The sequence below is a fragment of the Streptomyces speibonae genome (assembly GCF_984686075.1).
The window spans coordinates 3,661,806-3,688,346 of sequence record NZ_OZ480260.1; the positions used below are offsets into that span (position 1 = coordinate 3,661,806).

At 71.8% G+C, this 26,541-nt stretch carries 26 protein-coding genes and 1 pseudogene; 13 read left to right on the forward strand and 14 right to left on the reverse strand.

Annotation, left to right across the window (positions count from 1 at the left end; genetic code table 11):
- Positions 1–10 precede the first annotated feature (10 nt).
- The gene (locus tag AC5L3C_RS16475; RefSeq protein ID WP_493649652.1) at positions 11–1,564 is read right to left on the reverse strand and encodes a hypothetical protein; all 1,554 of its coding nucleotides are present in this window, start codon (positions 1,562–1,564) and stop codon (positions 11–13) included.
- Between the two features lie 640 nt (positions 1,565–2,204).
- On the opposite strand from AC5L3C_RS16475, the pseudogene AC5L3C_RS16480 reads away from it, so the two are divergent.
- The 6 genes and pseudogenes from AC5L3C_RS16480 to AC5L3C_RS16505 form a co-directional block, all read left to right on the forward strand.
- A pseudogene (locus AC5L3C_RS16480) lies at positions 2,205–3,365 on the forward strand (phosphatidylglycerol lysyltransferase domain-containing protein); the annotation flags it as partial.
- 256 nt (positions 3,366–3,621) lie between these two features.
- A complete protein-coding gene (gene folP, locus AC5L3C_RS16485; protein ID WP_493649653.1) occupies positions 3,622–4,554 on the forward strand; it encodes a dihydropteroate synthase in 933 nt (310 codons plus the stop codon).
- A complete protein-coding gene (locus AC5L3C_RS16490) occupies positions 4,551–5,063 on the forward strand; it encodes a nuclear transport factor 2 family protein (protein ID WP_493649654.1) in 513 nt (170 codons plus the stop codon). The genes folP and AC5L3C_RS16490 overlap by 4 nt, the downstream gene beginning before the upstream one ends.
- Positions 5,064–5,181: 118 nt before the next feature.
- Positions 5,182–5,541 carry a dihydroneopterin aldolase gene (gene folB / locus AC5L3C_RS16495; protein ID WP_493649655.1) on the forward strand — a complete coding sequence of 120 codons (360 nt, stop codon included), beginning with the start codon at positions 5,182–5,184 and terminating at the stop codon, positions 5,539–5,541.
- Entirely contained in the window at positions 5,538–6,149 is a 612-nt protein-coding gene (folK, locus tag AC5L3C_RS16500) for a 2-amino-4-hydroxy-6-hydroxymethyldihydropteridine diphosphokinase (protein WP_493649656.1), read from the forward strand. The genes folB and folK overlap by 4 nt, the downstream gene beginning before the upstream one ends.
- 62 nt (positions 6,150–6,211) lie before the next feature.
- Complete coding sequence (locus tag AC5L3C_RS16505; RefSeq protein ID WP_493649657.1) at positions 6,212–6,706, forward strand: DUF3180 domain-containing protein; 495 nt, start codon at positions 6,212–6,214, stop codon at positions 6,704–6,706.
- A 19-nt stretch (positions 6,707–6,725) separates the two neighbouring features.
- Here AC5L3C_RS16505 and folE read toward each other — a convergent pair whose 3' ends face one another.
- From folE to dacB, 6 genes are all read right to left on the reverse strand, one after another.
- Positions 6,726–7,331, reverse strand: coding sequence for a GTP cyclohydrolase I FolE (gene folE / locus AC5L3C_RS16510; RefSeq protein WP_125505005.1), 606 nt, complete (start codon positions 7,329–7,331; stop codon positions 6,726–6,728).
- Between the two features lie 137 nt (positions 7,332–7,468).
- Entirely contained in the window at positions 7,469–9,514 is a 2,046-nt protein-coding gene (gene ftsH / locus AC5L3C_RS16515; RefSeq protein ID WP_125510160.1) for an ATP-dependent zinc metalloprotease FtsH, read from the reverse strand.
- Positions 9,515–9,702: 188 nt separating this feature from the next.
- A complete protein-coding gene (gene hpt / locus AC5L3C_RS16520) occupies positions 9,703–10,242 on the reverse strand; it encodes a hypoxanthine phosphoribosyltransferase (RefSeq protein WP_006132608.1) in 540 nt (179 codons plus the stop codon).
- Positions 10,243–10,330: 88 nt separating this feature from the next.
- Positions 10,331–11,407 (reverse strand): tRNA lysidine(34) synthetase TilS, encoded by a 1,077-nt coding sequence (gene tilS / locus AC5L3C_RS16525; protein WP_493649658.1) that lies wholly within the window; start codon positions 11,405–11,407, stop codon positions 10,331–10,333.
- A 193-nt stretch (positions 11,408–11,600) separates the two neighbouring features.
- Entirely contained in the window at positions 11,601–12,734 is a 1,134-nt protein-coding gene (locus AC5L3C_RS16530; RefSeq protein ID WP_493649659.1) for a zinc-dependent metalloprotease, read from the reverse strand.
- A 262-nt stretch (positions 12,735–12,996) separates the two neighbouring features.
- Positions 12,997–14,580 carry a D-alanyl-D-alanine carboxypeptidase/D-alanyl-D-alanine endopeptidase gene (dacB, locus tag AC5L3C_RS16535; protein WP_493649660.1) on the reverse strand — a complete coding sequence of 528 codons (1,584 nt, stop codon included), beginning with the start codon at positions 14,578–14,580 and terminating at the stop codon, positions 12,997–12,999.
- Between the two features lie 127 nt (positions 14,581–14,707).
- On the opposite strand from dacB, the gene AC5L3C_RS16540 reads away from it, so the two are divergent.
- Together AC5L3C_RS16540 and AC5L3C_RS16545 are read left to right on the forward strand one after the other, a co-directional pair.
- Positions 14,708–15,199: an inorganic diphosphatase gene (locus AC5L3C_RS16540; protein ID WP_125510164.1), complete on the forward strand. Its 492-nt coding sequence runs from the start codon at positions 14,708–14,710 to the stop codon at positions 15,197–15,199.
- A gap of 144 nt (positions 15,200–15,343) precedes the next feature.
- Positions 15,344–17,041 (forward strand): threonine/serine exporter family protein, encoded by a 1,698-nt coding sequence (locus AC5L3C_RS16545; RefSeq protein WP_493649661.1) that lies wholly within the window; start codon positions 15,344–15,346, stop codon positions 17,039–17,041.
- 119 nt (positions 17,042–17,160) lie between these two features.
- On the opposite strand, the gene AC5L3C_RS16550 is transcribed toward AC5L3C_RS16545, so the two are convergent.
- A complete protein-coding gene (locus AC5L3C_RS16550; RefSeq protein ID WP_493649662.1) occupies positions 17,161–17,994 on the reverse strand; it encodes a DedA family protein in 834 nt (277 codons plus the stop codon).
- Between the two features lie 190 nt (positions 17,995–18,184).
- Complete coding sequence (locus AC5L3C_RS16555; protein WP_493649663.1) at positions 18,185–18,946, reverse strand: MerR family transcriptional regulator; 762 nt, start codon at positions 18,944–18,946, stop codon at positions 18,185–18,187.
- 100 nt (positions 18,947–19,046) lie between these two features.
- On the opposite strand from AC5L3C_RS16555, the gene AC5L3C_RS16560 reads away from it, so the two are divergent.
- The 3 genes from AC5L3C_RS16560 (at position 19,047) to AC5L3C_RS16570 (ending at position 22,765) form a co-directional block, all read left to right on the forward strand.
- Complete coding sequence (locus AC5L3C_RS16560) at positions 19,047–20,333, forward strand: ion channel protein (RefSeq protein WP_493649664.1); 1,287 nt, start codon at positions 19,047–19,049, stop codon at positions 20,331–20,333.
- Positions 20,334–20,391: 58 nt separating this feature from the next.
- Complete coding sequence (gene gad / locus AC5L3C_RS16565; RefSeq protein ID WP_493649665.1) at positions 20,392–21,789, forward strand: glutamate decarboxylase; 1,398 nt, start codon at positions 20,392–20,394, stop codon at positions 21,787–21,789.
- Between the two features lie 136 nt (positions 21,790–21,925).
- Positions 21,926–22,765: a CPBP family intramembrane glutamic endopeptidase gene (locus AC5L3C_RS16570; protein ID WP_493649666.1), complete on the forward strand. Its 840-nt coding sequence runs from the start codon at positions 21,926–21,928 to the stop codon at positions 22,763–22,765.
- A 78-nt stretch (positions 22,766–22,843) separates the two neighbouring features.
- Here AC5L3C_RS16570 and AC5L3C_RS16575 read toward each other — a convergent pair whose 3' ends face one another.
- The 3 genes from AC5L3C_RS16575 to AC5L3C_RS16585 are packed head-to-tail and all read right to left on the reverse strand — an operon-like array spanning position 22,844 to position 24,070.
- Entirely contained in the window at positions 22,844–23,065 is a 222-nt protein-coding gene (locus AC5L3C_RS16575; protein WP_493649667.1) for a DUF397 domain-containing protein, read from the reverse strand.
- Positions 23,062–23,283, reverse strand: a complete 222-nt coding sequence (locus AC5L3C_RS16580; protein WP_493649668.1) for a DUF397 domain-containing protein — start codon at positions 23,281–23,283, stop codon at positions 23,062–23,064. The genes AC5L3C_RS16575 and AC5L3C_RS16580 overlap by 4 nt, the downstream gene beginning before the upstream one ends.
- Positions 23,276–24,070 carry a helix-turn-helix domain-containing protein gene (locus AC5L3C_RS16585; protein WP_493649669.1) on the reverse strand — a complete coding sequence of 265 codons (795 nt, stop codon included), beginning with the start codon at positions 24,068–24,070 and terminating at the stop codon, positions 23,276–23,278. Before AC5L3C_RS16585 ends, AC5L3C_RS16580 begins: the two co-directional genes overlap by 8 nt.
- A gap of 121 nt (positions 24,071–24,191) precedes the next feature.
- Between AC5L3C_RS16585 and AC5L3C_RS16590 the strand changes: the two genes are divergently transcribed.
- Both AC5L3C_RS16590 and AC5L3C_RS16595 read left to right on the forward strand, forming a co-directional pair.
- Positions 24,192–24,506, forward strand: coding sequence for a hypothetical protein (locus tag AC5L3C_RS16590; RefSeq protein ID WP_493649670.1), 315 nt, complete (start codon positions 24,192–24,194; stop codon positions 24,504–24,506).
- A complete protein-coding gene (locus AC5L3C_RS16595) occupies positions 24,503–24,814 on the forward strand; it encodes a hypothetical protein (protein WP_493649671.1) in 312 nt (103 codons plus the stop codon). Before AC5L3C_RS16590 ends, AC5L3C_RS16595 begins: the two co-directional genes overlap by 4 nt.
- Here the strand turns inward: AC5L3C_RS16595 and AC5L3C_RS16600 are convergent.
- A complete protein-coding gene (locus tag AC5L3C_RS16600) occupies positions 24,804–25,565 on the reverse strand; it encodes an ABC transporter permease (RefSeq protein ID WP_493649672.1) in 762 nt (253 codons plus the stop codon). The genes AC5L3C_RS16595 and AC5L3C_RS16600 overlap by 11 nt on opposite strands.
- A complete protein-coding gene (locus tag AC5L3C_RS16605) occupies positions 25,562–26,536 on the reverse strand; it encodes an ATP-binding cassette domain-containing protein (RefSeq protein WP_493649673.1) in 975 nt (324 codons plus the stop codon). The genes AC5L3C_RS16600 and AC5L3C_RS16605 overlap by 4 nt, the downstream gene beginning before the upstream one ends.
- Positions 26,537–26,541: the final 5 nt, after the last annotated feature.

Consider the following 26,541-nt stretch of genomic DNA (forward strand, 5'->3'; position numbering starts at 1 on the left):
TCCGGGTCCTTCAGGACGCCGCGCTGCGCAGGCCCTCGACCTCGATGTGTTCCGTCTCGTCGTGCTCCGTCAGGTCGATGACCTGACCGGCCGCGCCGCGCGCCGCCTCGCCGACCGGCTTGTGATCCGTCTCGTCGGCCGGCTTGTGATCCGTCTCGTCGGCCGGGTTGTACTGCGTCTTGTCGGCCGGGTTGTACTCCGGCTCACCTGCCGGCTCGTACGCCGCTTCGCCGGCCGGCTCGTACTCCGTCTCGCCGGCCGGCTTGTACTCCGTCTCGTCTGCCGGGTTGTACTCCGGCTCACCTGCCGGCTCGTACGCCGCTTCGCCAGCCGGCTCGTACGTCGCTTCGCCGGCCGGCTTGTACGCCGTCTCGTTCTCGGCCTTGTGCAGCGCGAGCGCCTCCTGTCCGACGACATCGGCGAGGTCCTCGTTCTGGACGGTGTCCAGGGCGGACCCGTCCGCGTCCTGGTCCTGCTTCGTCCCGAAGAAGTCGAACCCGCCCTCGGTCACGGGACGCCGTACCGGCTCGGTCGGCGGTACGACCGCGACCGCGGTCGGCACGGTGAAGTGTCCGGAGGGCTGCCGCGCGGGCGGGACCGGAGACGCGGCCGGTGCGCCGGAGGCGGCCGCGCGCTCATGATCGCCGGCCGCCTCGGGCCGGCCCTCGGCCTCGTCCTCCTGCGCCGGCTCGGGCTTGGGCTTCCCGGTGGGCTCGGGGCCGTCGTCCTCGGGGGTGCCGTCGCCCTTCGGACCGTCGTTCCGCTCAGGGGCGGTGCCGTCGTCCGGCCCGTCGGAGGCGGGCCGGACGGTGGCGTCGTCGTTCCCGGCCGTCCCGGCGTCGTCGGAGCCCTCGGCGGGCTCCCCGGCCTCGTCGGGCTGTCCGGTCTCCTCCCGGGTCTGCCCCTCCGCCGGCTCGCCGGTCTGCCCGTCCGTCTGCCCGTCCGTCTGCCCGTCGGTCCCCTCGCCGGCCTCCCCGGCGGCCTCTCCCGCGGTGGTCCCGGCGGTGTTCCGGTCCGCGTCCCCGGCGAGCCGCGCCAGCGCGGCGTCGGCCTTCAGGAACAGCTTCGACCCCTCCGGCGAGAAGACAGCGCGCGCCGCAGCCGCGTCCTCGGCGCCGGTCCCGTCCCCGGCCGGTGCCACGTCCCCGGCCTCCCCGGACGCTTCCGCGGCCTCCGGCTCCTCGGAATCCGACGTCCCCGGCGGCAGCGCACGGGCCGGGACCGTGGCCTCGATCTCGAGCACCCGGCGCTCCTCCAGGACGGTCGCCCGGTCGACCTCAGACGCCGCGTACCGCCGCAGCAGCGACGCGTGCTCGTTGCGCAGCCCGGCCAGCTCCGCGCGCTTGGCGCGCAGCCGCTGTTCCAGCTTCGCCCGCAGCTCGCGCGACTCCTCGAGATCGGACTCGAGTTCGGCGATCCGTTCCTCGAAACGCCATTCGTCGCTCGCACGCGCGCGCGAGAGATCGGCGACGCGTTTACCCGCCTGGGCATCCCAGTGCCGCATGACGACGGCGCCGGCGATCGCGGTGACCGCGGCGACCGCGGCCAGGACACGAAGCGCCATCGGTTGCGTGAACACCCAGGACCCCAGGGCGCAGACGGTGGAGACGCCTGCGATCGCCGACGGGGGCAGCATCCTGTGCAGAGGCGGGGAATGGCGGTGACGTCCACGTGGCATGGCCAGAAACTTACCGCGCGTAGGGGAATCGTGGTGCCCCGGGCCGTAAAAACAAAGCCACATCCAAGCTTTCACAGGGCATCAGGGAACGCGGAACGAGCGTGAATAGACACACGACCCGATTTCATCAAGATCATTTCGTCACCGGTGGACCGTGAAGTCCCTTCCGGCGCATTCCGCTTCCCGTACGAGGCACCGCTGCCGGCGCTCCTGCGGGCGCCGCTCCCGGCTCCGCTCCCGGCGCCGTGTGAACCCGTTGCGAACATCCGGCCGCGCGGAGTGAACCTCCCTGGCTGCGGCACCGTCCTAGAGGGCGCAATGTCGCCGGATGCCCGAATCGGCGCCGGAACCACGCTCTCTCGCGGAACTACGGGACACGATGTCTGTCAGGACGGGTGAGGAAATGCCGGACGGGGTGCCGAGACCCACGGACGGGCGGCGCCTCGGGGGCGGACCACGGGACGACGGGGCGGCCGGGGGCACCGCGGCCGTACCCGACGACCGGGCCGTACGGGGCGTGCGCCGGCTGCTGCGGGGACCACGCCCCGAGGCGGTCCCCGTCCTCGCCGGACGCGCCTGCGCCCTGGTGGGCGTCCTGGACATCGCCGCCGGCGTCCTCCCCCGCTTCCGGCACGGCTACACGTACGCCGTCGCCGTGCTGCTCCCCGACGCGCTCGGCCCGATCGCGGCCGCCGTCTCCCTCAGCGCCGGTGTGCTGTTGCTGCTGCTCGCGCAGGGACTCAAGCGCGGCAAGCGCAGGGCCTGGCGGGCCGTCGTCGCCGTACTCCCGGTCGGCGCCGTTGCCCAGTTCGCCTACCGCGACTCCGTCCTGGGCGTCCTCCTCACCACCGTGCTGCTCGCGCCCCTGCTGCACCACCGCGGGCAATTCACCGCACCGCCCGACCCGCGCAGCAGATGGCGGGCACTGGCCAACTTCGTCCTCATGGGCGCCGGATCGCTGCTCCTGGGCCTGATCGTCGTCAACGCCCACCCCGGGCCGCTGATCGACGACCCGAGCCTCGCCGACCGCCTCGCCCACGTCCTGTACGGCCTGTTCGGCCTCCAGGGCCCGATCCACTACCGGGGCGACACCTCCTGGACCGTCTCCCTCTCCCTCGCCGCGCTCGGCCTGCTCACCGCCGTCACCACCCTCTACCTCGCCCTGCGGCCCGAGCACCCCGCCACGCGGCCCACCGAGGACGACGAGGCACAGCTGCGCGCCCTGCTCGACCGGCACGGCCACCCGGGCGCCCACGGGCACACCGCGCTGCCCCGCGGCACGGCCGTCGTCTTCTCCCCCAGCGGCAAGGCCGCGGTGACCTACCGCGTGGTCTCCGGGGTGATGATGGCCGACGGCGATCCGATCGGCGACGTCGAGGCCTGGCCCGGCGCCATCGAACGCTTCATGGACGTGGCCAGAGCCCACTCCTGGATCCCCGGAGTGCGGGGCTGCTCGCGGACCGGCGGCGAGGTGTGGACCCGCGAGACCGGGCTCCACGTCCTCGCACCGAGAAGCGAGGGGGACGAGAGGAACGAGGGGAACGAGGCGGTGGTGGACACCGCGGATTTCCCCCTGGCCGGCCGTGCGACGCGCACCGTGCACCACACGGTGAGGCGCATCGCGCGAGCCGGTCGTCGGACCCCGGTACGGCGCGTCCGTGACCTCGGCGGGTCCCGGACGCGCCGCCCCGCCCCCGCGAGGACCGAGCACGGCGACCTGAAGGCGGTCCTGCACGCCACGCCCGGGGTCCGGACGGCACCCCACCGGCCCTGAAGCCGGACCCGTCCGGGCGTCCAGCCGAACCCGACCCGGGCGGGGAGCCGGACCCGGACCCGGGCGGGGAGCCGGACCCGGACCCGGGCGTGAAGCGCCGCACCGCCCGGCCGTCGCCGCACCCGGGGCGAGGCACCGCACGGCCGTCCCCTGGGCCTACGCTGAACATATGAGCAACCACAGCGGACGCCGACACGTCGCGGGCCTTCCTCACTGGGACCGCTGCGCGGTCATGGGAGTCGTGAACGTCACCCCCGACTCCTTCTCCGACGGCGGCCGCTGGTTCGACACGACGACCGCCGTCAAGCACGGCCTCGACCTGGTCGCCCAGGGCGCCGACCTGGTCGACGTCGGCGGCGAGTCCACCCGGCCCGGCGCCACCCGCGTCGACGAGGCCGAGGAGCTCAAGCGTGTCATCCCCGTGGTGCGCGGCCTCGCCGCCGAGGGCGTCACCGTCTCCGTCGACACCATGCGCGCCTCCGTCGCCGAACAGTCCCTCGCCGCCGGCGCCGCACTCGTCAACGACGTCAGCGGCGGTCTCGCCGACCCGGCCATGATCCCCGTGGTGGCCGCCGCCGGAGCCCCGTTCGTCGTCATGCACTGGCGCGGCTTCCTGGAGGGCGGCAACGTCAAAGGCGTATACACCGACGTGGTCACCGAGGTCGTCGACGAGCTGCACGCGCGCGTGCGGGCCGTCCTGGAGGGCGGCATCGCCGCCGACCGCGTGATCGTCGACCCCGGCCTCGGCTTCTCCAAGGACGCCGGCCACGACCTGGCCCTGCTCGCCCGTCTCGACCGCCTCCTGGGCCTCAACCACCCCGTGCTGGTCGCCGCCTCCCGCAAACGATTCCTCGGCCGCGTCCTGGCCGGACCGGACGCCCCGCCGCCGCCCGCGCGGGAGCGCGACGCGGCCACCGCCGCCGTCTCCGCCCTCGCCGCGCAGGCGGGCGCCTGGGCGGTCCGCGTGCACGAGGTCCGCGCGACCGCGGACGCCGTCCGGGTCACCCGCGCGATAGAACAGGCCCGCACGGCAGAACGGGCGCACACGGCGCCCGCCACACCGTCCGAACCCGGCGCACACGGCGCAGAAGGAGCCCGGTGACCGCACCCCACACCGACGTCGAACAGGTCGAAGCCGCCAACACCGCCTTCTACGAGGCACTGGAGAGGGGCGACTTCGAAGAGGTCGCGTCGCACTGGCTCACCCCGGCCGACCTCGGCATCGACGAGACGTACCACGACCCCGCGGACAGCGGAGTCGTCTCCTGCGTACACCCCGGCTGGCCCGTGCTCACCGGACGCGGCGAGGTCCTGAGGTCGTACGCCCTGATCATGGCGAACACCGACTACATCCAGTTCTTCCTCACCGACGTGCACGTCTCCGTCACCGGCGACACCGCCCTGGTGACCTGCACCGAGAACATCCTCAGCGGCGGCCCCGCACCCGAGGCCGGTGAGGAGCTCGGGCCGCTGGTCGGCCAGCTCGTGGTCGCCACCAACGTGTTCCGGCGCACACCGGCCGGCTGGAAACTCTGGTCGCATCATGCCTCCCCGGTCCTCGCCGAGGAGGAGGAGACCGAGAACGGCGAGACCCCGGGCGCCCCGGACTGAACACCGTGGCCCCGGGGCACCGGCCCTGTCGGCGGCCGCAGGTAGATTCGAGAGCAGGCCGGTGTGCCCCCGCACAGGGCACCGACCGGCCGGACCGACGACTGCAGGAGTGATTCGCGTGGATCGTGTCGCGCTGCGCGGCCTGAAGGCCCGCGGGCACCACGGTGTGTTCCCGAAGGAACGCGAGGAAGGCCAGACCTTCGTCGTGGACCTCGTCCTCGGCCTGGACATCAGGCCGGCCGCGGCCGACGACGACCTGACGAAGACGGTGCACTACGGCATCGTGGCGGAGGAGGTCGTGGCCGTCGTCCGGGGCGAGCCCGTCAACCTCATCGAGACGCTCGCCGAGCACATCGCCCAGGTCTGTCTGAAGCACGACGTGGTGCAGGAGGTCGAGGTGTGCGTCCACAAGCCGGACGCGCCGATCACCGTGCCCTTCGACGACGTGACCGTCACCATCACCCGGAGCCGCGTATGACCAGGCCGTCCGCCACGGGCCACACCGACCCGACCGTCCAGCCCGTCCCCGCCTCCGTCGTGGAACAGGTCGACGCCGCCGACACCACCCTCCAGAACCCCGAACGGGCCGTGATCTCCCTCGGCGCCAACCTGGGCAACCGCCTGGAGACCCTCCAGGGGGCCGTCGACGCACTGGAGGACACCCCCGGCATCCGGGTCAAGGCGGTCTCCCCCGTGTACGAGACGGAGCCGTGGGGCGTCGAGCCCGGCAGCCAGCCCTCGTACTTCAACGCGGTCGCGGTCCTCAGGACCACGCTGCCCCCGTCCTCCCTGCTGGAGCGGGCGCAGGCGGTGGAGGAGGCCTTCCACCGGGTCCGCGACGAGCGCTGGGGCCCGCGCACCCTGGACGTGGACATCGTCGCCTACGCCGACCTCCACTCCGACGACCCCGGCCTCACGCTCCCCCACCCGCGCGCCCACGAGCGTGCCTTCGTCCTCGCCCCGTGGCACGACGTCGACCCCGAGGCGGAACTCCCCGGCCGCGGCCCGGTCGCCGACCTCCTCGGAACCGTCACCCGCGACGGCGTCACGCCGCGCGCGGACCTGGAACTCCGGCTGCCCGAGTAGCCGTTAAGGTCGAGACGCCCCGTATCCGGGGGCACCGGTCCGGGTGAACGCGAAGGGACACCGTGAAAGAGCTGCGCATCAGGGTGCTGGCAGGCGTCTTCGTCGTCGCCGGGATCCTGGCCTGGGCCGTCGCCCGCCTGTGGAACTCCCTGGGCACCCTCCCGAGCGTGCCCGTGGCCGCGCCCATCGTCCTCGCCGTGATCGCGGTGGTCCTCGTGGCCACCGCGCTCTCCCTCCGCGCCCGCCTCAAGGCCCAGCGCGAGCGGCAGCACGACGCCAAGGGGGTCGACCCGCTGATGGCGGCCCGCGCGGTCGTCTTCGGCCAGGCCAGCGCCCTGGTCGCCGCCCTGGTCGCCGGCATGTACGGCGGCACGGGCGTCTTCCTCCTGGAGTCCCTGGACGTCCCTGCCCGCCGCGACCAGGCCATCTACGCCGGCCTCTCCGTCCTCGCCGGCCTCGGCGTCATAGCGGCCGCGATCTTCCTGGAACGCGTCTGCAAGCTCCCGGAGGACGACGACGACAACAACCGCGGCCCGGGCCCGGCCCCGGCGGCGTGAGCCGGCGACACGCTCCGCGTCAGCGCGCCATGATCAGGCTCATTGCCTCGTTGCGGGTGGCCGCATCGCGCAGCTGACCGCGCACCGCCGAGGTGAGGGTCTTCGCGCCCGGCTTACGGATGCCCCGCATGGACATGCACATGTGTTCGCACTCCACCACGACGATCACCCCGCGCGGCTCCAGGATGTCCATCAGGGAGTCCGCGATCTGCGTGGTGAGTCGTTCCTGCACCTGCGGACGGCGGGCGTAGACGTCCACGAGCCGGGCCAGCTTGGACAGCCCCGTGATCTTGCCGCTGGTGGACGGGATGTACCCGACGTGCGCCACGCCCCTGAACGGCACCAGATGATGCTCACAGGTCGAGTACACCTCGATGTCCTTCACCAGGACCATCTCGTCGTGACCGAGGTCGAAGGTTGTCGTCAGGACGTCCTCGGGCTTCTGCCACAGGCCCGCGAAGATCTCCCGGTACGCTCGCGCCACCCGTGCCGGGGTTTCGAGCAGGCCCTCACGGTCCGGGTCCTCGCCGACCGCGATGAGGAGCTCGCGTACGGCGTTCTGGGCCCGCTTCTCGTCGAACTCACCGATGGGGGCTATGCCGTCCAGCGTCACGGGGTCGGTCATGGGGTGCCTCGTTCCTGTGCCTCACGCGTGCGGGGCACGCGTCTCAAGTGCGGTGATGCAAATGCCGCGCCCCCCAGGCTAGAACCAGGGGGGCGCGGCATCCATTCCGGGCCCGGTGGGGCGCGGGGAGGCTGGGATCAGCTCTCCGGGCGTTCCTCCGGGGTCCGCCGCTCCTGCTGCGCCGGGGCGGGCTCCGCCGCGGTGCTCTTGGCGGTGCTGATGGCCGGCGTCGCGCCGTTCGCCCCGTTGGTGAGGGCCAGCTCCTTGGGGGAGAGGACCGGCGGGCGGGTGGACGGCGTGCGCCGCGAGGAGCCGGTCCAGGCGGGCCGGGGCGGGCGCTTGACGATCGGGGCGAAGATCTCGGCGATCTCCTCCTTGCCCAGCGTCTCCTTCTCCAGGAGGGCCAGGACGAGGTTGTCGAGGACGTCGCGGTTCTCGACGAGGATCTCCCACGCCTCGTTGTGCGCGGTCTCGATGAGCTTCTTGACCTCTTCGTCGACCAGCGCGGCGACCTCTTCCGAGTAGTCGCGCTGGTGAGCCATCTCACGGCCGAGGAACGGCTCGGTGTTGTCGCCGCCGAACTTGATCGCGCCGAGCCGCTCGGTCATGCCGTACTGCGTGACCATGGCGCGGGCCAGGCCTGTGGCCTTCTCGATGTCGTTGGCGGCACCGGTGGTCGGGTCGTGGAAGACGAGCTCCTCCGCCGCGCGGCCGCCGAGCATGTAGGCCAGTTGGTCCAGCATCTCGTTGCGCGTGGTGGAGTACTTGTCCTCGTCCGGCAGGACCATGGTGTAGCCGAGGGCGCGGCCTCTGGACAGGATGGTGATCTTGTGGACCGGGTCGGAGTTCGGTGAGGCCGCCGCGACCAGGGCGTGTCCGCCCTCGTGGTACGCGGTGATCTTCTTCTCCTTGTCCGACATGATCCGGGTCCGCTTCTGCGGGCCCGCCACCACGCGGTCGATCGCCTCGTCCAGCATGTGGTTGTCGATCAGCTTCTGATCGCTGCGCGCGGTCAGCAGCGCGGCCTCGTTGAGCACGTTGGCCAGGTCGGCGCCGGTCATGCCGGGGGTGCGGCGGGCGACGGCCGACAGGTCGACGTCCGGGGCGACCGGCTTGCCCTTCTGGTGCACCTTGAGGATCTCCAGCCGGCCCTGCATGTCCGGGCGGTCGACCGCGATCTGGCGGTCGAAGCGGCCGGGCCGCAGCAGCGCCGGGTCGAGGATGTCGGGCCGGTTCGTCGCGGCGATGAGGATCACGCCGCCCTTGACGTCGAAGCCGTCCATCTCGACGAGGAGCTGGTTGAGGGTCTGCTCGCGCTCGTCGTGCCCGCCGCCGAGGCCGGCGCCGCGGTGGCGGCCGACCGCGTCGATCTCGTCGACGAAGACGATGGCCGGGGCGTTGGCCTTGGCCTGCTCGAACAGGTCGCGGACCCGGGAGGCACCGACACCGACGAACATCTCGACGAAGTCGGAACCGGAGATCGAGTAGAACGGCACGCCGGCCTCGCCCGCGACGGCGCGCGCGAGCAGGGTCTTGCCCGTTCCGGGCGGGCCGTACAGGAGCACGCCCTTGGGGATCTTGGCGCCGACGGCCTGGAACTTCGCCGGCTCCTGGAGGAACTCCTTGATCTCGTGGAGCTCCTCGACGGCCTCCTCGGAGCCCGCGACGTCGGAGAACGTCGTCTTCGGGGTGTCCTTGGTGATGAGCTTCGCCTTGGACTTGCCGAAGTTCATGACGCGGGAGCCGCCGCCCTGCATCTGATTCATCAGGAACAGGAAGACGAGCACGATGAGGACGAACGGCAGCAGGGACAGCAGAATGCTCACGAAGGGGTTCTGCTTGGACGGCGAGACCGTGTAGCCGTCCGGGATCTGCTCGTTCTGGAACTTGTCCTGCAGCGTCGCGGCGATGGTGACGCCCTGGTCGCCGATGTAGCTCGCCTGGATCTTCGAGCTGCCCTCGACCTCTTGGCCGTCCTTGAGCTGGACCTTGATGGTCTGCTCGTCGCCGGTGGTCAGCTTGGCCTGTTCGACCTTGTTCTCATTGATCGCCTGGACGACCTGGCCCGTGTCCACCGTCTTGTAGCCGCCCGACGAGCCGACGACCTGCATCAACACGACCACGGCAAGGACGGCCAGCACGATCCACATGACCGGCCCACGGAAGTATCGCTTCACGTCCATCCATACGGAGCGGTGCCGCCCCGTCCCTCCTGCCATAGTGAGTTTGATAAAGGCTGTTCTTCGGACGGTACCCCAGCATTGTCCCCCGAAGCTGCGGGGGACGGCCGACATTCGCGTCCACGCATGCTCCAACGCCGCGGAGCCCGCCGGGGTTCCCGATCACCGTACGGCCGGCCGGGCCCCTGGGTTCAGCCGCCGTAGACGTGGGGGGCGAGCGTACCGACGAACGGGAGGTTGCGGTACTTCTCGGCGTAGTCCAGGCCGTATCCGACGACGAATTCGTTGGGGATGTCGAAGCCGGCCCATTCCACGTCGATGGCGACCTTGGCGGCCTCGGGCTTGCGCAGCAGCGTGCACACCTTGAGGGAGGCGGGCTCGCGCGAGCCGAGGTTGGAGATCAGCCAGGACAGGGTCAGTCCGGAGTCGATGATGTCCTCGACGATCAGGACGTGCCGGCCCTTGATGTCGGTGTCGAGGTCCTTGAGGATCCGCACCACACCGGAGGACTGGGTGCCCGCCCCGTACGACGACACGGCCATCCAGTCCATGGTGACGGGGGTGGACAGCGCCCGCGCGAGATCGGCCATCACCATCACCGCGCCCTTGAGCACGCCGACGATCAGCAGGTCCTTGCCCGCGTACTCCGCGTCGATCTTGGCGGCCAGCTCCACCAGCTTGGCGTCGATCTCTTCCTTGGTGATGAGCACCTTCTCGAGGTCGGCACCCATGTCGTTCGCGTCCACCGCATCACTTTCGGTCGTCCCACCGGCCGGTCCGGTCCGCCCCGCGACTCGTACGGGTCGGTGGGGTCCGGATTCAGCCCTGCCGAATGACCAGTCTGCCACCCTGCCGGCGGACGACGACCCGGCCGGGGAGATTGATGGCTCCCTGACCGCGCCAGCCGGTGATCAGCCGGTCGACCTCCTCGATGTGGCGGGCGAACAGCGATCCGGCCGGGGATCCGGCCTCGATGGCGGCGCGGCGCAGCACGCGCCGGCGCACGGCGGGCGGCAGGTCGTACAGGGCGGCGCACTGCAGGCGGCCGTCGGCGTCCCGGACGCCGGCCTCGGCCCGGCCGGCCCAGGCGTCGAGGGCGTCGGCGTCGTCGCGGGAGAGCTGGGCCGTACGGGCGAGGGCCTCGACGACGCCCTTGCCGAGGGCCTTCTCCAGGGCGGGCAGGCCCTCGTGGCGGAGCCGGGAGCGGGTGTAGGCGGGGTCGGCGTTGTGCGGGTCGTCCCAGACGGGGAGGGACTGGACCATGCAGGCCTTGCGGGCGGTCTGCCGGTCGAGCTGGAGGAAGGGGCGCCGGTAACGGCCGTCGGCCCCCGAGACCGCGGCCATGCCGGACAGGGAGCGGATGCCGGAGCCGCGGGCGAGGCCGAGCAGGACGGTTTCGGCCTGGTCGTCGCGGGTGTGGCCGAGCAGGACGGCGGCGGCGCCGTGCCGTTCGGCGGCGGTGTCCAGGGCGGCGTAGCGGGCGTCCCGGGCGGCGGCCTCGGGTCCGCCCGCGCGTTTGCCTCCGCCGCCGCGGTACGCGGTGCCGTGCGCCACCTTGGTCTCGCTGCCGACGGTGACGGCGACGGACTCGACGGGGTCGAGGCCGAGTTCGCGCAGGCGCGCGACGACTTCGGCGGCGCGCAGGTCGGAGCCGGTCTGGAGGCCGTGGTCGACGGTGACGCCGCCGGCGCGGATGCCGAGCCGGGGGGCTTCGAAGGCGAGGGCGGAGGCGAGCGCCATGGAGTCGGCGCCGCCGGAGCAGGCCACCAGCACGAGCGGGGAGGAGGACGGCTCGTGCGGGTGCCGGCCGGGGGTTCGGCCGTGGTCGTCGAGGATGTCGGTCAGGACGCGGCGGACCGCCAGGCGTATCGCCGCGACCGCAGGATGGGGACCCATGTCCGGTTCCCTTCATGAAGTTTTCGGGGGGTGAGCCCGAGGTTCGGTCACGCAGAGTGTATAGATGGTGACAGAACCGGGCCGTTCCCCGAGCATTGCACGCCTGCCCAGGGCCCACGGTCCCTCGGACGGGTGATTGGAGGGGCGTCCGTCTGCCATCGGCCGGATCCGTCGCATGCCAGGGGCACGGGGCTCATGCTTCCGGTTTGCGGTGCACCCGAGTGATCCAGTCCGCCGGTTTGGCGATCTCCGCCTTGGTGGGGAGGGTGTTGGGGGAGGTCCACACCCGGTTGAAGCCGTCCACGCCCACCTCCTCGACGACGGCACGGACGAACCGTTCTCCGTCGCGGTACTGCCGCAGCTTGGCGTCCAGGCCGAGCAGCTTGCGCAGGGCCATGTCCAGGCGGGAGGCGCCCTTGGCGCGGCGCTGCTGGAACTTCTCGCGGATCTCGGCGACGGTCGGCACGACCTGGGGGCCGACGCCGTCCATCACGAAGTCGGCGTGGCCCTCCAGCAGCGACATCACGGCGGTGAGCCGGCCGAGGATCTCGCGCTGCGCGGGCGTCTGCACGACTTCGACGAGGGAGCGCCCTTCGTCGCCCTCCTCTCCCTCGGGGCGTCCGCCGGCGAGCGACTGGACGGCTTCGCGGACGCGTTCCAGGAGGGTCATGGGGTCGACGTCGGTCTCCTCCAGGAACGACTGGATCTCGCCCTCGAGGTGGTCCCGCAGCCAGGGCACGGCGGTGAACTGGGTGCGGTGGGTCTCCTCGTGGAGGGTCACCCACAGGCGGAAGTCGTGCGGGTCGACGTCGAGTTCGCGTTCGACGTGGACGATGTTGGGGGCGACGAGCAGCAGCCGGCCGCCGCCGTTGGCGCCGGCCGGGAGGTCGCGGGTGGCGGGGGCGAAGGTCTCGTACTGGCCGAGGACGCGGGAGGCGAGGAAGGACAGCAGGACGCCCAGTTCCACGCCGGTGACCTTGCCGCCGACGGCGCCGAGTACGGCGTTGCCGGGGCCGGTGCCGCGGCGTTCCTGCATTTTGCCGAGGAGCGGCTTGAGGAGTTCGCGGAAGCCGGCGACGTTGGCCCGGACCCAGCCGGGGCGGTCGACGACGAGGAGGGGGGTGTCGTGGGTCTCCTCGGTGCCCAGACGAGTGAAGCCCCGGACGTGCTCCTCCGAGGCTTTCGCGTGCCTGCGCAGCTCCGCGACGACGGCGCGGGCCTCGTCGCGGCTCACGTCGGGGCCGGGTCGCATGAGCCGGGTCGCGGTCGCGACCGCGAGATTCCAGTCGACCATGCCGGAAGAGGCAGCACCACCGATGCTCGTCATGCGTCAACGGTACGTGAGGGGGTCGGTTCCGGGCAGGGCGACGAGAGTGGGGGCGGCCGCGGAGAGGGGGCGGGGGTGGTGCGTTCCCCCGCCTCCTCTAGTGCCGCGGCAGGCAACGTTTGCCCGTCAAGGAGCGGCGTCCGGTGCGTGCTCTCGGCGTGCCGGCCGGAAGTCCTCGTACTGGACGTACTTGGGCTTTCGGCCGGTGCGGCGAGAGTGCGTGCCGGGCGTCGCGACGGGGCGAACGTTGCCTGTCGGGGCACTAGTTTCGGCAGCCGCAGGTCGCCAAGGCCGTGGCCGCCTTGTCGAGGGCCGTCTGGGCGGCCGTCGGGCCGGGGGTGTCGTTGGCCAGGAAGGCGAAGGCCAGCAGGCGGCCGTCCCGGTCGACGACGGTACCCGCGAGGGTGTTCACGCCGGTGAGGGTTCCGGTCTTGGCGCGTACGACGCCGGCCGCGCCGTCGGTGTAGCGGCCGGCCAGGGTGCCGGTGAAGCCGGCGACGGGCAGGCCGGTGAGGGCGGGGCGCAGCTCGGGGTGGGCAGGGTCGCCGGCCGTGACGAGCAGGGCGGTGAGGAGGTCGGCGGTGAGTCTGCCGCGCCGGTCGAGGCCGCTGCCGTCCCTGATGTGGATGCCGGGGCCGACGGGGAGTCCGAGGTGCTCGAGGCGGGCGGTGACGGCCGCACCGGCGCCGGCGAAGTCGGGGGTGCGGCCGGTGGCGAGGGCGGTGTGCCGGGCGAGGGCCTCGGCGAGGTCGTTGTCGCTGTGGGTCAGCATCCGTTCGACGAGGGCGGAGAGCGGGGGCGAGGCGACCGTGGCGAGGGTGGTGGCCCGGGTGGTGGCCTTCGAGGGGCCGGGGGGCGTGGTCTTGATGCCGTGCTTGCCGAGCAGGTCGCCGAACTTCCGCGCGGCGTCGGCCGCCGGGTCGGCGACGCGCGGGGCGGGGCCGCCGGTGGAGTCGTCGGTGCGGGCCTCGTCGGCCATCAGGGGGGTGACGGGGGCGAGGTTCGTGTTGACCCCGATCGGGTGCCGCGTGGTGCCCTTGTAGAGGGTCGTGTCGTAGGACAGCGTCACCTTGCGCACACCGCGCTTGGCCAGGGCGGCCGCGGTCCGCTCGGCGAGGTCGGGCAGTCCGGCGAGGCCCCGGGTCTCCTTGCGTGCGGTGAGCGTGGGGTCGCCGCCGCCGACCAGGACGACCTCCTCGGTGTCGGGCTCGTACACCGCGCGGGTGGTGAGGCGGTGGTCGGGGCCCATGGCGGAGAGCGCGGCGACGGCGGTGGCGATCTTGGTGGTGGAGGCGGGGGTGAGGGCGTCCCCGGTGCCGGTGCCGTACAGCTGCTTGCCGGTGGCCACGTCGACGACGGCGGCGGAGCGGCGGCCGAGCGCGGGGGACTTCAGCAGCGGGTCGAGCAGGCCGGCGAGGGTCTTGGCGGCGGGCGCGGACCGGGCGGCGGTGGCGGTGCCGCCGAGTCCGGTGAGCACCGAGGCGGCCGGCGGGGCGGTCCGCACTCCCTTCGGCGGGGTGCCGGCGTTCGCGCGGCTGCCGCCGTGATCTGTGCCACGCGAGGCTTCCAGGGCCACGGCCCGGTCGTGCTCGGCCGTACGCTGACCCGAGGAGTCCCAGGGGCCGGCGACGGTCACCACTGTCGCGGCCAGCGCCAGACCGGCGGTGGCCGCGGTCGCGGTGAACTGCCAGGTCTTCGGCCGCGTGACCCGCTTGACCTGCGGTGATCCCGGCCGGTCCGGCCGTGCGGACCGTGGCCCGAGGGCCGCGGCGGCGCGCGCCGTACGTGACCGTACGCTCTGCGCTGCCCGGGTGAGACGCGGCCGCAGGGCGTCCGCGATCCGCACGACGTGCGGTCCCGCAGCCCGCCAAGGCCTCAGCTCCGGCACGACCACCAGCCCCTTTCGCGACCACATACCTGCGTGAGGGACACTTAACCACCAGAACTATGTGCTGATCATGGAGGAGCGTCCGGTGGAGTTCGACGTCACGATCGAGATCCCGAAGGGTTCGCGGAACAAGTACGAGGTGGACCACGAGACGGGTCGGATCCGCCTGGACCGTCGGCTCTTCACGTCGACCGCCTACCCGACCGACTACGGCTTCGTCGAGAACACCCTCGGCGAGGACGGCGACCCGCTGGACGCGCTGGTCATCCTGGACGAGCCGACGTTCCCGGGCTGCCTGATCCGCTGCCGCGCGATCGGCATGTTCCGCATGACGGACGAGGCCGGCGGCGACGACAAGCTGCTGTGCGTTCCGTCGACGGATCCGCGGGTCGAGCACCTGCGCGACATCCACCACGTGTCGGAGTTCGACCGCCTGGAGATCCAGCACTTCTTCGAGGTCTACAAGGACCTGGAGCCCGGCAAGTCGGTCGAGGGCGCCAACTGGGTGGGCCGGGTGGATGCCGAGGCCGAGATCGAGCGGTCCTACAAGCGTTTCAAGGAGTCGGGCGGCCACTGAGCCCTCCCCCGCTGCGAGACGCAGAACGGGCCGCACGCGCGCGTGCGGCCCGTTTTGTTGTGCGTGCGCATACTGAGGCAGTGGGAGGGACAGGCCGGGGAAACGGTCCTGCGGACAGTGTCGTGACAAGGAGCGAAGGGCAAAGTGACGGACGCGGAGGACCGCAAGCCGCAGTCGGACGAGGCGAGGAGTGCGTTCATGCCGCCCGCCGGTGTCGCGGCGGCGGCGGAGGCCGATGCGTCGACGACGTCCGAGTTCGCGCTTCCCGAGGGACTGGCCGTCTCCAGGAACCCCACGGAGTCCGAGACGACCTCCGAGTTCGCGGTGCCGGACGGGCTGGACGTGGCGCCGCAGCAGCCCGTCGAGGCCGAGGGGTCGGCCTTCAACCCGCCCAGTACGTACAGCGCGCAGCAGCCGCCGCCGGCGTTCACCCCGCCGAACGGTGTGCCGGCCGTCAGCCTGACCCGCGACGTGCCGTGGCAGGACCGGATGCGCACGATGCTGCGGATGCCGGTGACCGAGCGGCCGGCGCCGGAGTCGGTGCAGCGGCACGACGAGGCGGGCCCGGCCGTGCCGCGGGTGCTCGACCTGACCCTGCGGATCGGGGAGCTGCTGCTGGCGGGCGGTGAGGGCGCCGAGGACGTGGAGGCGGCGATGTTCGCCGTCTGCCGCTCCTACGGCCTGGACCGCTGCGAGCCCAACGTCACCTTCACCCTGCTGGCGATCTCCTACCAGCCCTCCCTGGTGGACGACCCGGTGACCGCCTCCCGTACGGTGCGCCGCCGCAGCCCCGACTACACCCGTCTCGCGGCGGTCTACCAGCTGGTCGACGACCTCAGCGACGACGAGACGCACGTCTCCCTGGAGGAGGCCTACCGGCGGCTGGCGGAGATCCGGCGCAACCGGCACCCGTATCCCGGCTGGGCGCTGACCGCGGCGAGCGGGCTCCTGGCGGGCGCGGCCTCGGTGCTGGTCGGCGGTGGCTTCGTGGTGTTCCTGGCCGCCGCGGCCGGCGCGATGCTCGGCGACCGGCTGGCGTGGCTGTGCGCGGGGCGGGGGCTGCCGGAGTTCTACCAGTTCACGGTGGCCGCCACGCCGCCGGCCGCGATCGGGGTGGCGCTCACCGTGGCGCACGTGGACGTGAAGGCGTCCGCGGTGATCACCGGTGGGCTGTTCGCGCTGCTGCCCGGGCGGGCGCTGGTGGCGGGCGTGCAGGACGGTCTGACCGGCTTCTACATCACGGCGTCCGCGCGCCTGCTGGAGGTCCTGTACTTCTTCGTGGGCATCGTGGCCGGTGTGCTGACGGTGCTGTACTTCGGCGTGCAGCTGGGTGCCAAGCTGAATCCGGACGCCGCGCTCGGGGGCGAGTCGCACCCGGTGCCGCAGATCGCCGCGTCGATGGCGCTGTCCCTGGCCTTCGCGATCCTGCTCCAGCAGGAACGTTCCACGGTGCTCATGGCGACCCTGAACGGCGGGGTGGCCTGGGTGGTCTACGGGGCGATGCACGTGACGGGTGACATCTCACCGGTGGCGTCCACGGCGGTGGCGGCCGGTGTGGTGGGCCTGTTCGGGCAGTTGCTGGCGCGGTACCGGTTCGCGTCCGCTCTGCCGTACACCACGGCGGCGATCGGGCCGCTGCTGCCCGGTTCCGCGACGTACTTCGGTCTGCTGGGCATCGCCCAGAACGAGGTCACCTCGGGTCTCGGGTCGCTCACCAAGGCCGTGGCCCTGGCCATGGCCATCGCGATCGGGGTGAACTTCGGGTCGGAGATCTCCCGCATCTTCCTGCGGATCGGCTCCCCGGAGAAGCGGCGGGCGGCCAAGCGGACGCGGGGCTTCTAGCGCCTTTTGCCGTCCGGCTCGCAGCGCCGCGCCGTCCGGCTCGGTCCCGGGGGCGCGTGGGCGGCTGCGGGCCGGTGGAGGTGGTCCGCGCAGTTCCCCGCGCCCCTGCGGGACGTGCTTCAGTAGCCGCCGTTGTAGGGCTGCTGGTTGTGGTACTGGTCGTTGTCGTACGGCTGCTGAGGCTGCTGCGGGTAGCCCTGGTTGCCGTAGTGCTGCTGCCGGGGCTGCTGCGGGGCGGCGGCCGGGGTGATGCGGCGCAGCTGGGTGGTGGCGTCGTCCATGACCGGGGCCTGGGCGTGCTGCGGGGCGGCGGCCGGGGCCTCGGCGGCGGCGCGCTTCTTCTTCCCGCGCTCGCGCAGGTACTCGACGATGATCGGCACCACGGAGACGAAGACGATCAGGACGAGGATCGCCTCGACGTTGGTCTTGATGAACTCGATCTGTCCGAGCCAGTAGCCCGCGAGGGTGACACCGCAGCCCCAGGCCACGCCGCCGATGACGTTGAACGTGAGGAACGTGCGGTACTTCATGCGGCCGGCGCCGGCCACGATGGGGGCGAAGGTGCGCACGATCGGCACGAAGCGGGCCAGGACGATCGCCTTGGGGCCGTACTTCTCCATGAACTCGTGGGCCTTCTCCAGGTTCTCCTGTTTGAAGAGCTTGGAGTTGGGCCGGCTGAACAGTCTGGGGCCGAAGAACTTGCCGATCATGTAGCCGACTTGGTCGCCGATGACGGCGGCCAGCACGATCAGCGTGCACACCAGCCACAGCGGCTGGCTGATGTAGTTGCCCTCGGCCACGAAGAGACCCGCCGTGAACAGCAGGGAGTCACCGGGCAGGAACGCGAAGAGTCCGGATTCCGCGAAGACGATCAGAAGGATGCCGGGAAGGCTGAACGTCTCGATCAGGTAGTCCGGGCTCAGCCACTCGGGGCCGAGCGCAAGGGTGGTCACGGGGATGTGGCTCCTGCAGCTGGGGGGTACGGGCTGGGCTGGCTGCCCAAATTATGAACGCAGCCGTCGGAGCCCAGGTTCCGCGGGGGTACCCAGCATGCACCGTCCTGTGGCCCGGAGAAAGCCGCGATCCGGCGCCGTGGGGCATCCGTGCTGGTCGTGGCCCGGACGAGAGCCGGGCCACGACCGCTCAGGAGATGTGCCGCACGGCGTTGGCGAGGATCGCGTCCCGCAGGTAGGCGGCGAGACCGGGCTTCGCCTGGTCGATGTTCCGGGTGAAGCGTTCGTCGTTGACGTACATCTCACCCAGGCAGGTGTGCATCTCGTGGTCGCACTCGTAGTGGTTGCGGGAGATTCCCTCGCGGTGGGCCTCGGCGGCGTCCATCGCCGCCTCGGAGTCGGCCGGCTCGCCGGCCTCCATCAGCCCGACGAAACGCCGGGTGAGCTCCTCGGCCTCGCGCTGGATCCGCTGCCAGTCCTCCTTGGTGTAGGAGGCCGCCCGCTGCTGCGACTGACGGTAGGCGTCGGTGTTGCCCCAGCGTTCCTGGACCTCCTCCTCGTAGGCGTCGGGGTCGAAGTCCCCGAACACCTCGAACTTCTCCTCGGGCGTCAGATTGATCCCCATCCTGCGTGCCTCCATGGCGTGTTCCACGGCCGCCGCCATCTTCCGCAGCCTCTCGATCCGGGCGGTCAGCACCTCGTGCTGCCGGCGCAGATGCGCGCGCGGGTCCGCGTCCGGGTCGTCGAGCAGGACGGCGACCTCCTCGAGCGGGAAGCCGAGCTCGCGGTAGAACAGGATCTGCTGCAGCCGGTCGAGGTCGGCATCGCTGTAGCGGCGGTGTCCGGCCGGGCTGCGCTCGCCGGGCACGAGCAGGCCGATGCCGTCGTAGTGGTGCAGGGTGCGCACCGTGACGCCGGCGAAGTCGGCCACCTGTCCCACGGAGTAGCTCACTTCCGCTCCTTTCGGTTCCGCGCTCCAGCCTGGGTCCTCACGCCACGTGAGGTGCAAGCGGGTTCCCGAATTGTCCGTCTCGTCCGTTTATCGTGTGCGCGTGTCCCAGGACAGCGCGCCGCCCGCCCCCTCCGCCGCCACAGCGGCCACCGCGCGCGCCCTGCTGCCGACCATCGTCCCGGCGCTGCTGGTGGGCGTGGTGACGAGTCTGGTGCTGCTGGGGGTGAGCGCGGCGGCGGAGGAGCTGCAGGACGTCCTGTGGCAGACGCTGCCGGACGCCCTCGGCGTCGGCCGGTACTCCGTCCTGTGGATGTTCGTGGTGCTCGTCGCCACCGGCGTCGCCGTCGGGCTGGTGGTGTGGAAGGCACCGGGCCACGCGGGCCCCGACCCCGCGACCACCGGCCTGGAGGCGCCGGTGCTGCCGCCCGCGGTGCTGCCGGGGCTGCTGCTGGCGACCGCGTTCGTGCTGGCCGGCGGGCCGAGCCTGGGGCCCGAGAATCCGATCATCGCGGTGAACGTCTCGCTGGCGGTGTGGGCCGGTCTGCGGGCCTTTCCGCGGACCGAGGAGCGCGGCTGGGTGGCGCTGGCGGAGGCCGGGACGATCGGCGCGCTGTTCGGTACGCCGGTGGCCGCCGCCCTGGTCATCTCGGAGGCGCTGGCCGGGCAGCGGATCAAGGGGCAGCTGTGGGACAGCCTTTTCGCGCCGCTGGCGGCCGCGGGGGCGGGTGCGCTCACCACCTCGCTGGTGTCGGAGCCGAGTTTCGATCTGCGGCTGCCGCCGTTCGGGCGGCCCGGCTGGGGCGATCTGCTGGCATCACTCGTGGTGGCGTCGGCGGGCGCGGCACTCGGCATGTGCGCCGTGTACGCCTTCCCGTACGTCCACAGGGCCTTCGCGCGGCTGCGGCACCCGATGCTGATGCTTCCGGCCGGCGGTGCGGTGCTGGGCGCCCTGGCGGCCGTGGGCGGGCAGCTGACCCTGTTCAAGGGGCTCGACGAGATCGCGGAGCTGGCGGCCGACCCGGACGGCTGGACGGCGGGCGAGTTCGCCACGATGACCGTGGTGAAGCTGGCGGCGCTGCTGGTCGCCGCGTCCTGTGGCTTGCGCGGCGGGCGGATCTTCCCGGCCGTTTTCGTGGGCACGGCGCTCGGGCTGTGCGCGCACGCCCTGGTGCCCGCGGTGCATCCGGCAGTGGGCGTGTCGGCGGCCGTCCTGGGGCTCTTGCTGGCCGTCACCCGGCAGGGCTGGGTGAGCCTGTTCGTCGCCGCCGTCCTGGTCGCCGCCCCCGGAGTGCTCGCGCTGCTGTGCCTGGCCTCCCTGCCGGCCTGGCTCCTGGTCACGGGCCGCCCGCACATGCAGCTACGGCCGGGCGGGACGGCCGTCCGGTGAACCGCCGTCCATGGAACCCACCGCCCTCACGGGCACCCGACACCGCACGGAGGCACCCATGCCACTCCAGAGAGCCGCGCAGCACGACGAGCGCCCCATGTCCGTCAACCCTTTCCTCGGGCCGGCGAACCCGGTCGGGGACATGACCGGGGCGCCGCCCCGGCACCGGATGCCCGCCAGGCCCATGGCTCCGTCGACGGCGTATCAGCTCGTGCACGACGAACTGATGCTGGACGGCAACGCGCGGCTGAACCTCGCCACCTTCGTCACCACGTGGATGGAGCGGGAGGCGGGCGTCCTGATGGCGGAGTGCCGGGACAAGAACATGATCGACAAGGACGAGTACCCGCGCACGGCCGAGCTGGAGCGGCGCTGTGTGTCGATCCTCGCCGACCTGTGGCACGCGCCCGACCCGTCGGCCGTGGTGGGCTGTTCGACGACCGGTTCGAGCGAGGCGTGCATGCTCGCCGGGATGGCGTTGAAGCGGCGCTGGAGCCGACGGCGTCCCGCGCCGGGTGCCCGGCCGAACCTCGTCATGGGCGTCAACGTCCAGGTGTGCTGGGACAAGTTCTGCACCTTCTGGGAGGTGGAGCCCCGTCAGGTGCCCATGGAGGGCGAGCGGTTCCACATCGACCCGGAGGCCGCCGTCGCGCTGTGCGACGAGAACACCATCGGGGTCGTCGGCATCCTGGGCTCCACCTTCGACGGGTCCTACGAACCGATCGCGGACCTGTGCGCGGCGCTGGACAGGCTCCAGGAACGCACCGGGCTCGACATCCCCGTGCATGTCGACGGGGCGTCCGGCGCGATGGTCGCGCCCTTCCTCGACGCGGACCTGGTGTGGGACTTCCGCCTCCCGCGCGTGGCGTCGGTCAACACCTCGGGGCACAAGTACGGGCTGGTCTACCCGGGTGTCGGATGGGCGCTGTGGCGGAACGCGGACGCGCTGCCCGAGGAGCTCGTCTTCCGGGTGAACTACCTGGGCGGCGAGATGCCCACGTTCGCGCTGAACTTCTCCCGGCCGGGCGCGCAGGTCGTCGCGCAGTACTACACGTTCCTGCGGCTGGGCCGGGAGGGCTACCGCGCGGTGCAGCAGGCCGCGCGGGACGTGGCCACGGGGCTCGCCGCGCGGATCGAGGCGCTCGGTGACTTCCGGCTCCTCACGCGGGGCGACCAGCTCCCGGTGTTCGCGTTCACCACCGCGCCGGAGGTGACGGCGTACGACGTCTTCGACGTGTCCCGGCGGATGCGGGAGCACGGCTGGCTGGTGCCCGCGTACACCTTCCCGGCGCACCGCCAGGACCTCTCCGTCCTCCGCGTGGTGTGCCGCAACGGCTTCTCCGAGGACCTCGCGGACGTCTTCGCCGAGGACCTGACCCGGCTCCTCCCGGACCTGCGCCGGCAGCCACGTCCCCTCACGGAGGACAAGAACGCGGCCACCGGCTTCCATCACTGACCTGCGTGCTCCGGGAGGGTCCCCCGTGGGAGCTACTCGTTCTGTCCACTCAGGGGTGAATCGGGGACGTCGCCGCTCTCGTAGCGTCCATGGCAGATCGCGGAAGGCACGCGACCGATGCCATACGGAGGTCACCATGAGCACGACGCACACCGCGTCCCCCCAGCCCACAGGCCGGAAGGGCCGCCGCTTCCTGCGGTCTCCCCTCGGCTGGATGCTGATCGGGATGGTGGCTGTGGGCCTGGCGTCCAGCCTGGTCTCGGCGGGCGGGGTGGTCGCCGTCCTGGGTGCGGCCGTGGCGGTTGCCGTCTACTGGGCGGTCATGCGCCACGTCGCCCAGCGGGACGTCCCGGAGATCGCGAAGTCGGGGGCCGTGACACAGACGTTGTCCGGTGCGGTGATCGGCTTCGGGCTCATCACCGTGTCGATGCTCACGCTCCTCACCGAGTTCTCGTTCGACGAACGGCCCGGTAACGCCCTGTCGATCGTGGCGAGCATGGCCGCGATACAGGTCGGCGCCGCCGTGACCGAGGAACTGCTCTTCCGCGGCCTCGCCCTCCAGGCGCTGGAGAAGCTGTGCGGCAGCTGGGCGGCTCTGGCGATCACCGCGGCCCTGTTCGGCGGACTGCACGCGGCCAACCCGGGCGCCACGCTGTGGAGCTCGACCGCGATCGCCATCGAGGCCGGCGTCCTCCTCGGTGCCGCGTTCCTGTGGAAGCGCAACATCTGGTTCGCCGTGGGCCTGCACTTCGCCTGGAACACCGGCCTGGGCCTGATCGGCATCCCCGTCTCCGGCCACGCCTCGGAGGGCCTGATGACCACCACTCCGACCGGCCCCGACCTGGTGACCGGCGGGGAGTTCGGCCTCGAGGCGTCGATCGTGCCCGTCGTCATCAGCGTGCTGATCGCCATCCCCATGCTCATCGCCGCCCACCGGCGCGGCAACCTGGTCCCCATGCGCCGCGGGCGCCGCTGACACCGGGTGCCCGCCGCCCACGGGATCTCGCCCCCGCTCGCCCTACGAGCGGGGGCGAGATCCTGTGGGCGGGGGCGGTCAGAAGCGAAAGCCGCCGCTGCGGACCGCCGCGACGAACGCCGACCAGGCGGGCGACGGAACGATCACGGCGGGTCCGTCGGGATCCTTGGAGTCGCGTACGGGGACGCCCGCGGGGTGGCCGTCGAGGACTTCCAGGCAGCTGCCGCCCTCCGGGCCGCTGTACGACGACGCCCGCCAGCCCGTGTACGTCGCGCCGTTCGCTGTGACCTGGTCGGTCAAGAGCGGAAGCCCCCCTCCCTGACCGCCGCGACGAACGCCGACCAGGCGGGCGACGGAACGATCACAGCGGGTCCGTGGATGTTCTTCGAGTCGCGTACGGGGACGCCCACGGGGTGGCCGTCGAGAACCTCGACGCAGCTTCCCCCTTCGCTGTTGCTGTAGGACGACGCCCGCCAGCCCGTGTACGTCGCAGCGTTCGGTATGACGTGATCAGTCATGATGCCCATAGTCCTTCGCTAGTGCCTTCAGCAGGGCCTGAGACTCCTTCAGCGGCAAAGCGTCGCTGAGCGCAAGATCGTAGCGACCTCGCAGCTCCCGAACTACTGACGGGGAGTCGTGCAACGCTCCCATGCGCATGCCCTCGCCGTAGGCGACTGGTGGTTGGTCCTCGAATTCCATCAACGTGAGCATGCCGTCCATCAGCGAGTGAGAGCCCAGCCCGAACGGCAGCACGTGGATACGGACGCGTCCCGACTCCATCAGAAGGGTCAGGTGCGTGATCTGCTCCGCCATGACCTCCCCGCCACCAACGACCCGCCGCAGCACCGCCTCGTCCAGCAGCGCCCAGACTACGGGCGTCACCGGGTTGCTCAGGATCTTCGCCCGCTCCAGGCGTGTGACAACGAGCCTGTCACATTCCTCTTCACCCACCGGAGGGAACGACGTGCTCAGAACCGCACGCGCGTACCTTTCCGTCTGGAGGATGCCCGGGACGAACGACAGGGCGAACTCGCGGATCATCACCGCCTGTTGTTCGAGCAGCCGGGCCGCCTCGAAGTAGTCGGCAACCGCCACGTCCTCTTGCGGCAGAAACCTGCTCAGCACATTCCCCGTGCCCAGCGCGTTGTCCAGCCGCCGCGCGTCCTCCTTCGACGGCACCCGGCGTCCCGCCTCGATGTGCGCGATGTGCGTTCGAGTCATGACCGCCGACTCGGCCAACTGCTGTTGCGTCAGTCCCGCCGACTCACGCTGTTCCTTGAGCCACTCGCCGTAGTTGGTGCCCACGAGATCAACTCCCTTGTGACACATGCTCTGTCACACCGAACCCCCTGGCGAGCCTAGTACGAGCCGTCTCACTCTGTATCGCAATCGCTACGGACCGCGACATCGATCACGGAGTCATCTCATGCTCGACCTCATCGCCCGCCTTCTCGACCCACTGCTCCGTCTCGCCGTGCCCGCAACCGGACGACGCCGGCGCGGCGCGCGGGACGGCTACGAGCCTCCGCCCGCCGAGTGCGGCCCCGCGCCGCACCGGTTCGGCGAACGGCCCCTGCGCGGCGAGGACCACCACCTCGTACGCCCCTACGTCGTCGCGCACGAGCGCCGGGAACAGGAACGGCGCCGACAGGCCCGGCGCCGCGCCCTGCTGATCACCCGTCAGAGCGTCCGCATCCCCCCGCACCCGCACCCGACGCGCCACCTGGGACTGACCGCATGACCCACCACGCCCTCACCCCCGCCCGCCTCCTGCCCTGGGTGAGCCCGGAAGGCAAGCCCTGCTATCTCCTGACCGACGGCAGCGGGCCCCTCTCCCGGGCCGCCGACATCGCCGAGGGCGTGCAACTCGACATGGCAGCCGATCTGCTCGCCCACCTCGCCGACATGCTCGACGACGAGCGGCCCGTGACCGCCGTGCAGCTGCGCTACCTGCTCGCCCGCATGGGCGAGGCCCTGGCCGATGTGTGCCGCATCGCGGAGAGCAGGGGCGCCCGGCTGCGGGTGCACGACCCCGCTGTCACCGACTGAGACGGGCGAAGCGGCGTACCGCCAGAGGGAAGAAGAGAGCGAGGAGGGCGAGGGGCCAGGCGATGGCGGGCCACACGTGGCCCGGTTCTCCGCCGGGGCTGCCGAAGAGGTCGCGTACGGCCGTGGCGGTCTGGGACAGGGGGTTCCACTGGACGACCGTGCCCAGCCAGCCGGGCATGGACTCGGGGGCGGCGAAGGCGTTGGACAGGAAGCCGACCGGCCAGACCAGGATCTGCACGGCCTGCACCAGCTCCGGTTTACCTGCCACCAGTGCCAGGTGGATGCCGATCCACAGCATGGCGAACCGGAACAGCAGGAGCAGTCCCACGGCGCCCAGGAAGCCCGCCGCACCGCCGTGGGGGCGCCAGCCGAGCGCGGCGGCGACGGCGAGCAGGACCGCCAGGCCGAGCGCCGACTGGAGCATGTCGGCGGCGGAACGGCCCACCAGGACCGCGCCGTCGGCCATGGGCATGGAGCGGAAGCGGTCGATGACGCCCTTGTTGAGATCCTGGGTGACGGCGACCATCGTGCTTTCCAGACCGAAGGCCATGGTGAGGGCGAGCATGCCGGGCACCAGGAAGTCGAGGTACTCGCCGCTCACTCCCCGGCCGCCGCCGACCAGGTAGCCGAACATCAGCAGCAGCATGACCGGGAAGACCAGGCCCACGACGACCGCGACCGGTTGCCGTTTCCAGTGCGCGAGTTCGCGGCGGGTCATGGTCCAGGAGTCGGTCAGCGCGTAGGTGGTCATACGGCCTCCTTCGTTCGGTCGTCGGGCCCGGTCAGATGGAGGAACACCTCGTCGAGCGTGGGCCGGCGCAGGGCGATGTCCTCGGCCTCGATGCCCGCGTCCTCCAGTGCGCGGACGGCGCCGGTCAGGGCGGCCATGCGGTCGGTCACCGGTGCGCTCAGCAGCCGCCGGTCGGTGTCCACCGTGACCGTGTCCTTCGGTACGGGCAGCAGGGCGACGGCCGCGCCCAGGTGCCCGGCGTCACGCAGGACGACGTCGATGCGGTCGCCGCCGGTGGCCGCCTTGAGCGCGTCGGCCGTGCCGTCGGCGATGACGCGGCCGGCGTCCACCACGGACATGCGGTCGGCGAGCTGGTCGGCCTCCTCCAGGTACTGGGTGGTGAGCAGGACCGTCGTGCCGTCGCCGACCAGGGAGCGGACGGAGTCCCACACCTCCGCGCGGCCGCGCGGGTCGAGGCCCGTGGTCGGTTCGTCCAGAAAGAGCACCTCCGGTTCGGTGATCAGTGATGCGGCGAGGTCGAGGCGGCGCCGCATGCCGCCGCTGTACTGCTTGACCGCCTTGGACCCGGTGCCGGAGAGGTCGAAGCGCTCCAGCAGTTCGCCGGCACGCGCGCGTGCGCGACGCGCGCCCAGGTGGTGCAGCCGGCCGAACAGCTCCAGGTTCTGCCGCCCGCCGAGCTCCTCGTCGAGCGCCGCGTGCTGGCCGAGCAGGCCGATGCGCAGCCGTACGGCGTACGCCTCGCGCACGACGTCGTGCCCCGCCACCTCGATGCGGCCCGCGTCGGGGCGCAGCAGGGTGGCGAGGATCCGCACCAGGGTGGTCTTGCCCGCGCCGTTCGGCCCGAGCACCGCGTGCACCGTGCCGCGCCCGACCGTGAGGTCGAGCCCGTCCAGCGCGGGTGCGCCGGGTCCACGGCCGCTTCCGCCGTATGTCTTGCGTACTTCCTCGACGATGATCGCCGCGTCGGCCACTGGGA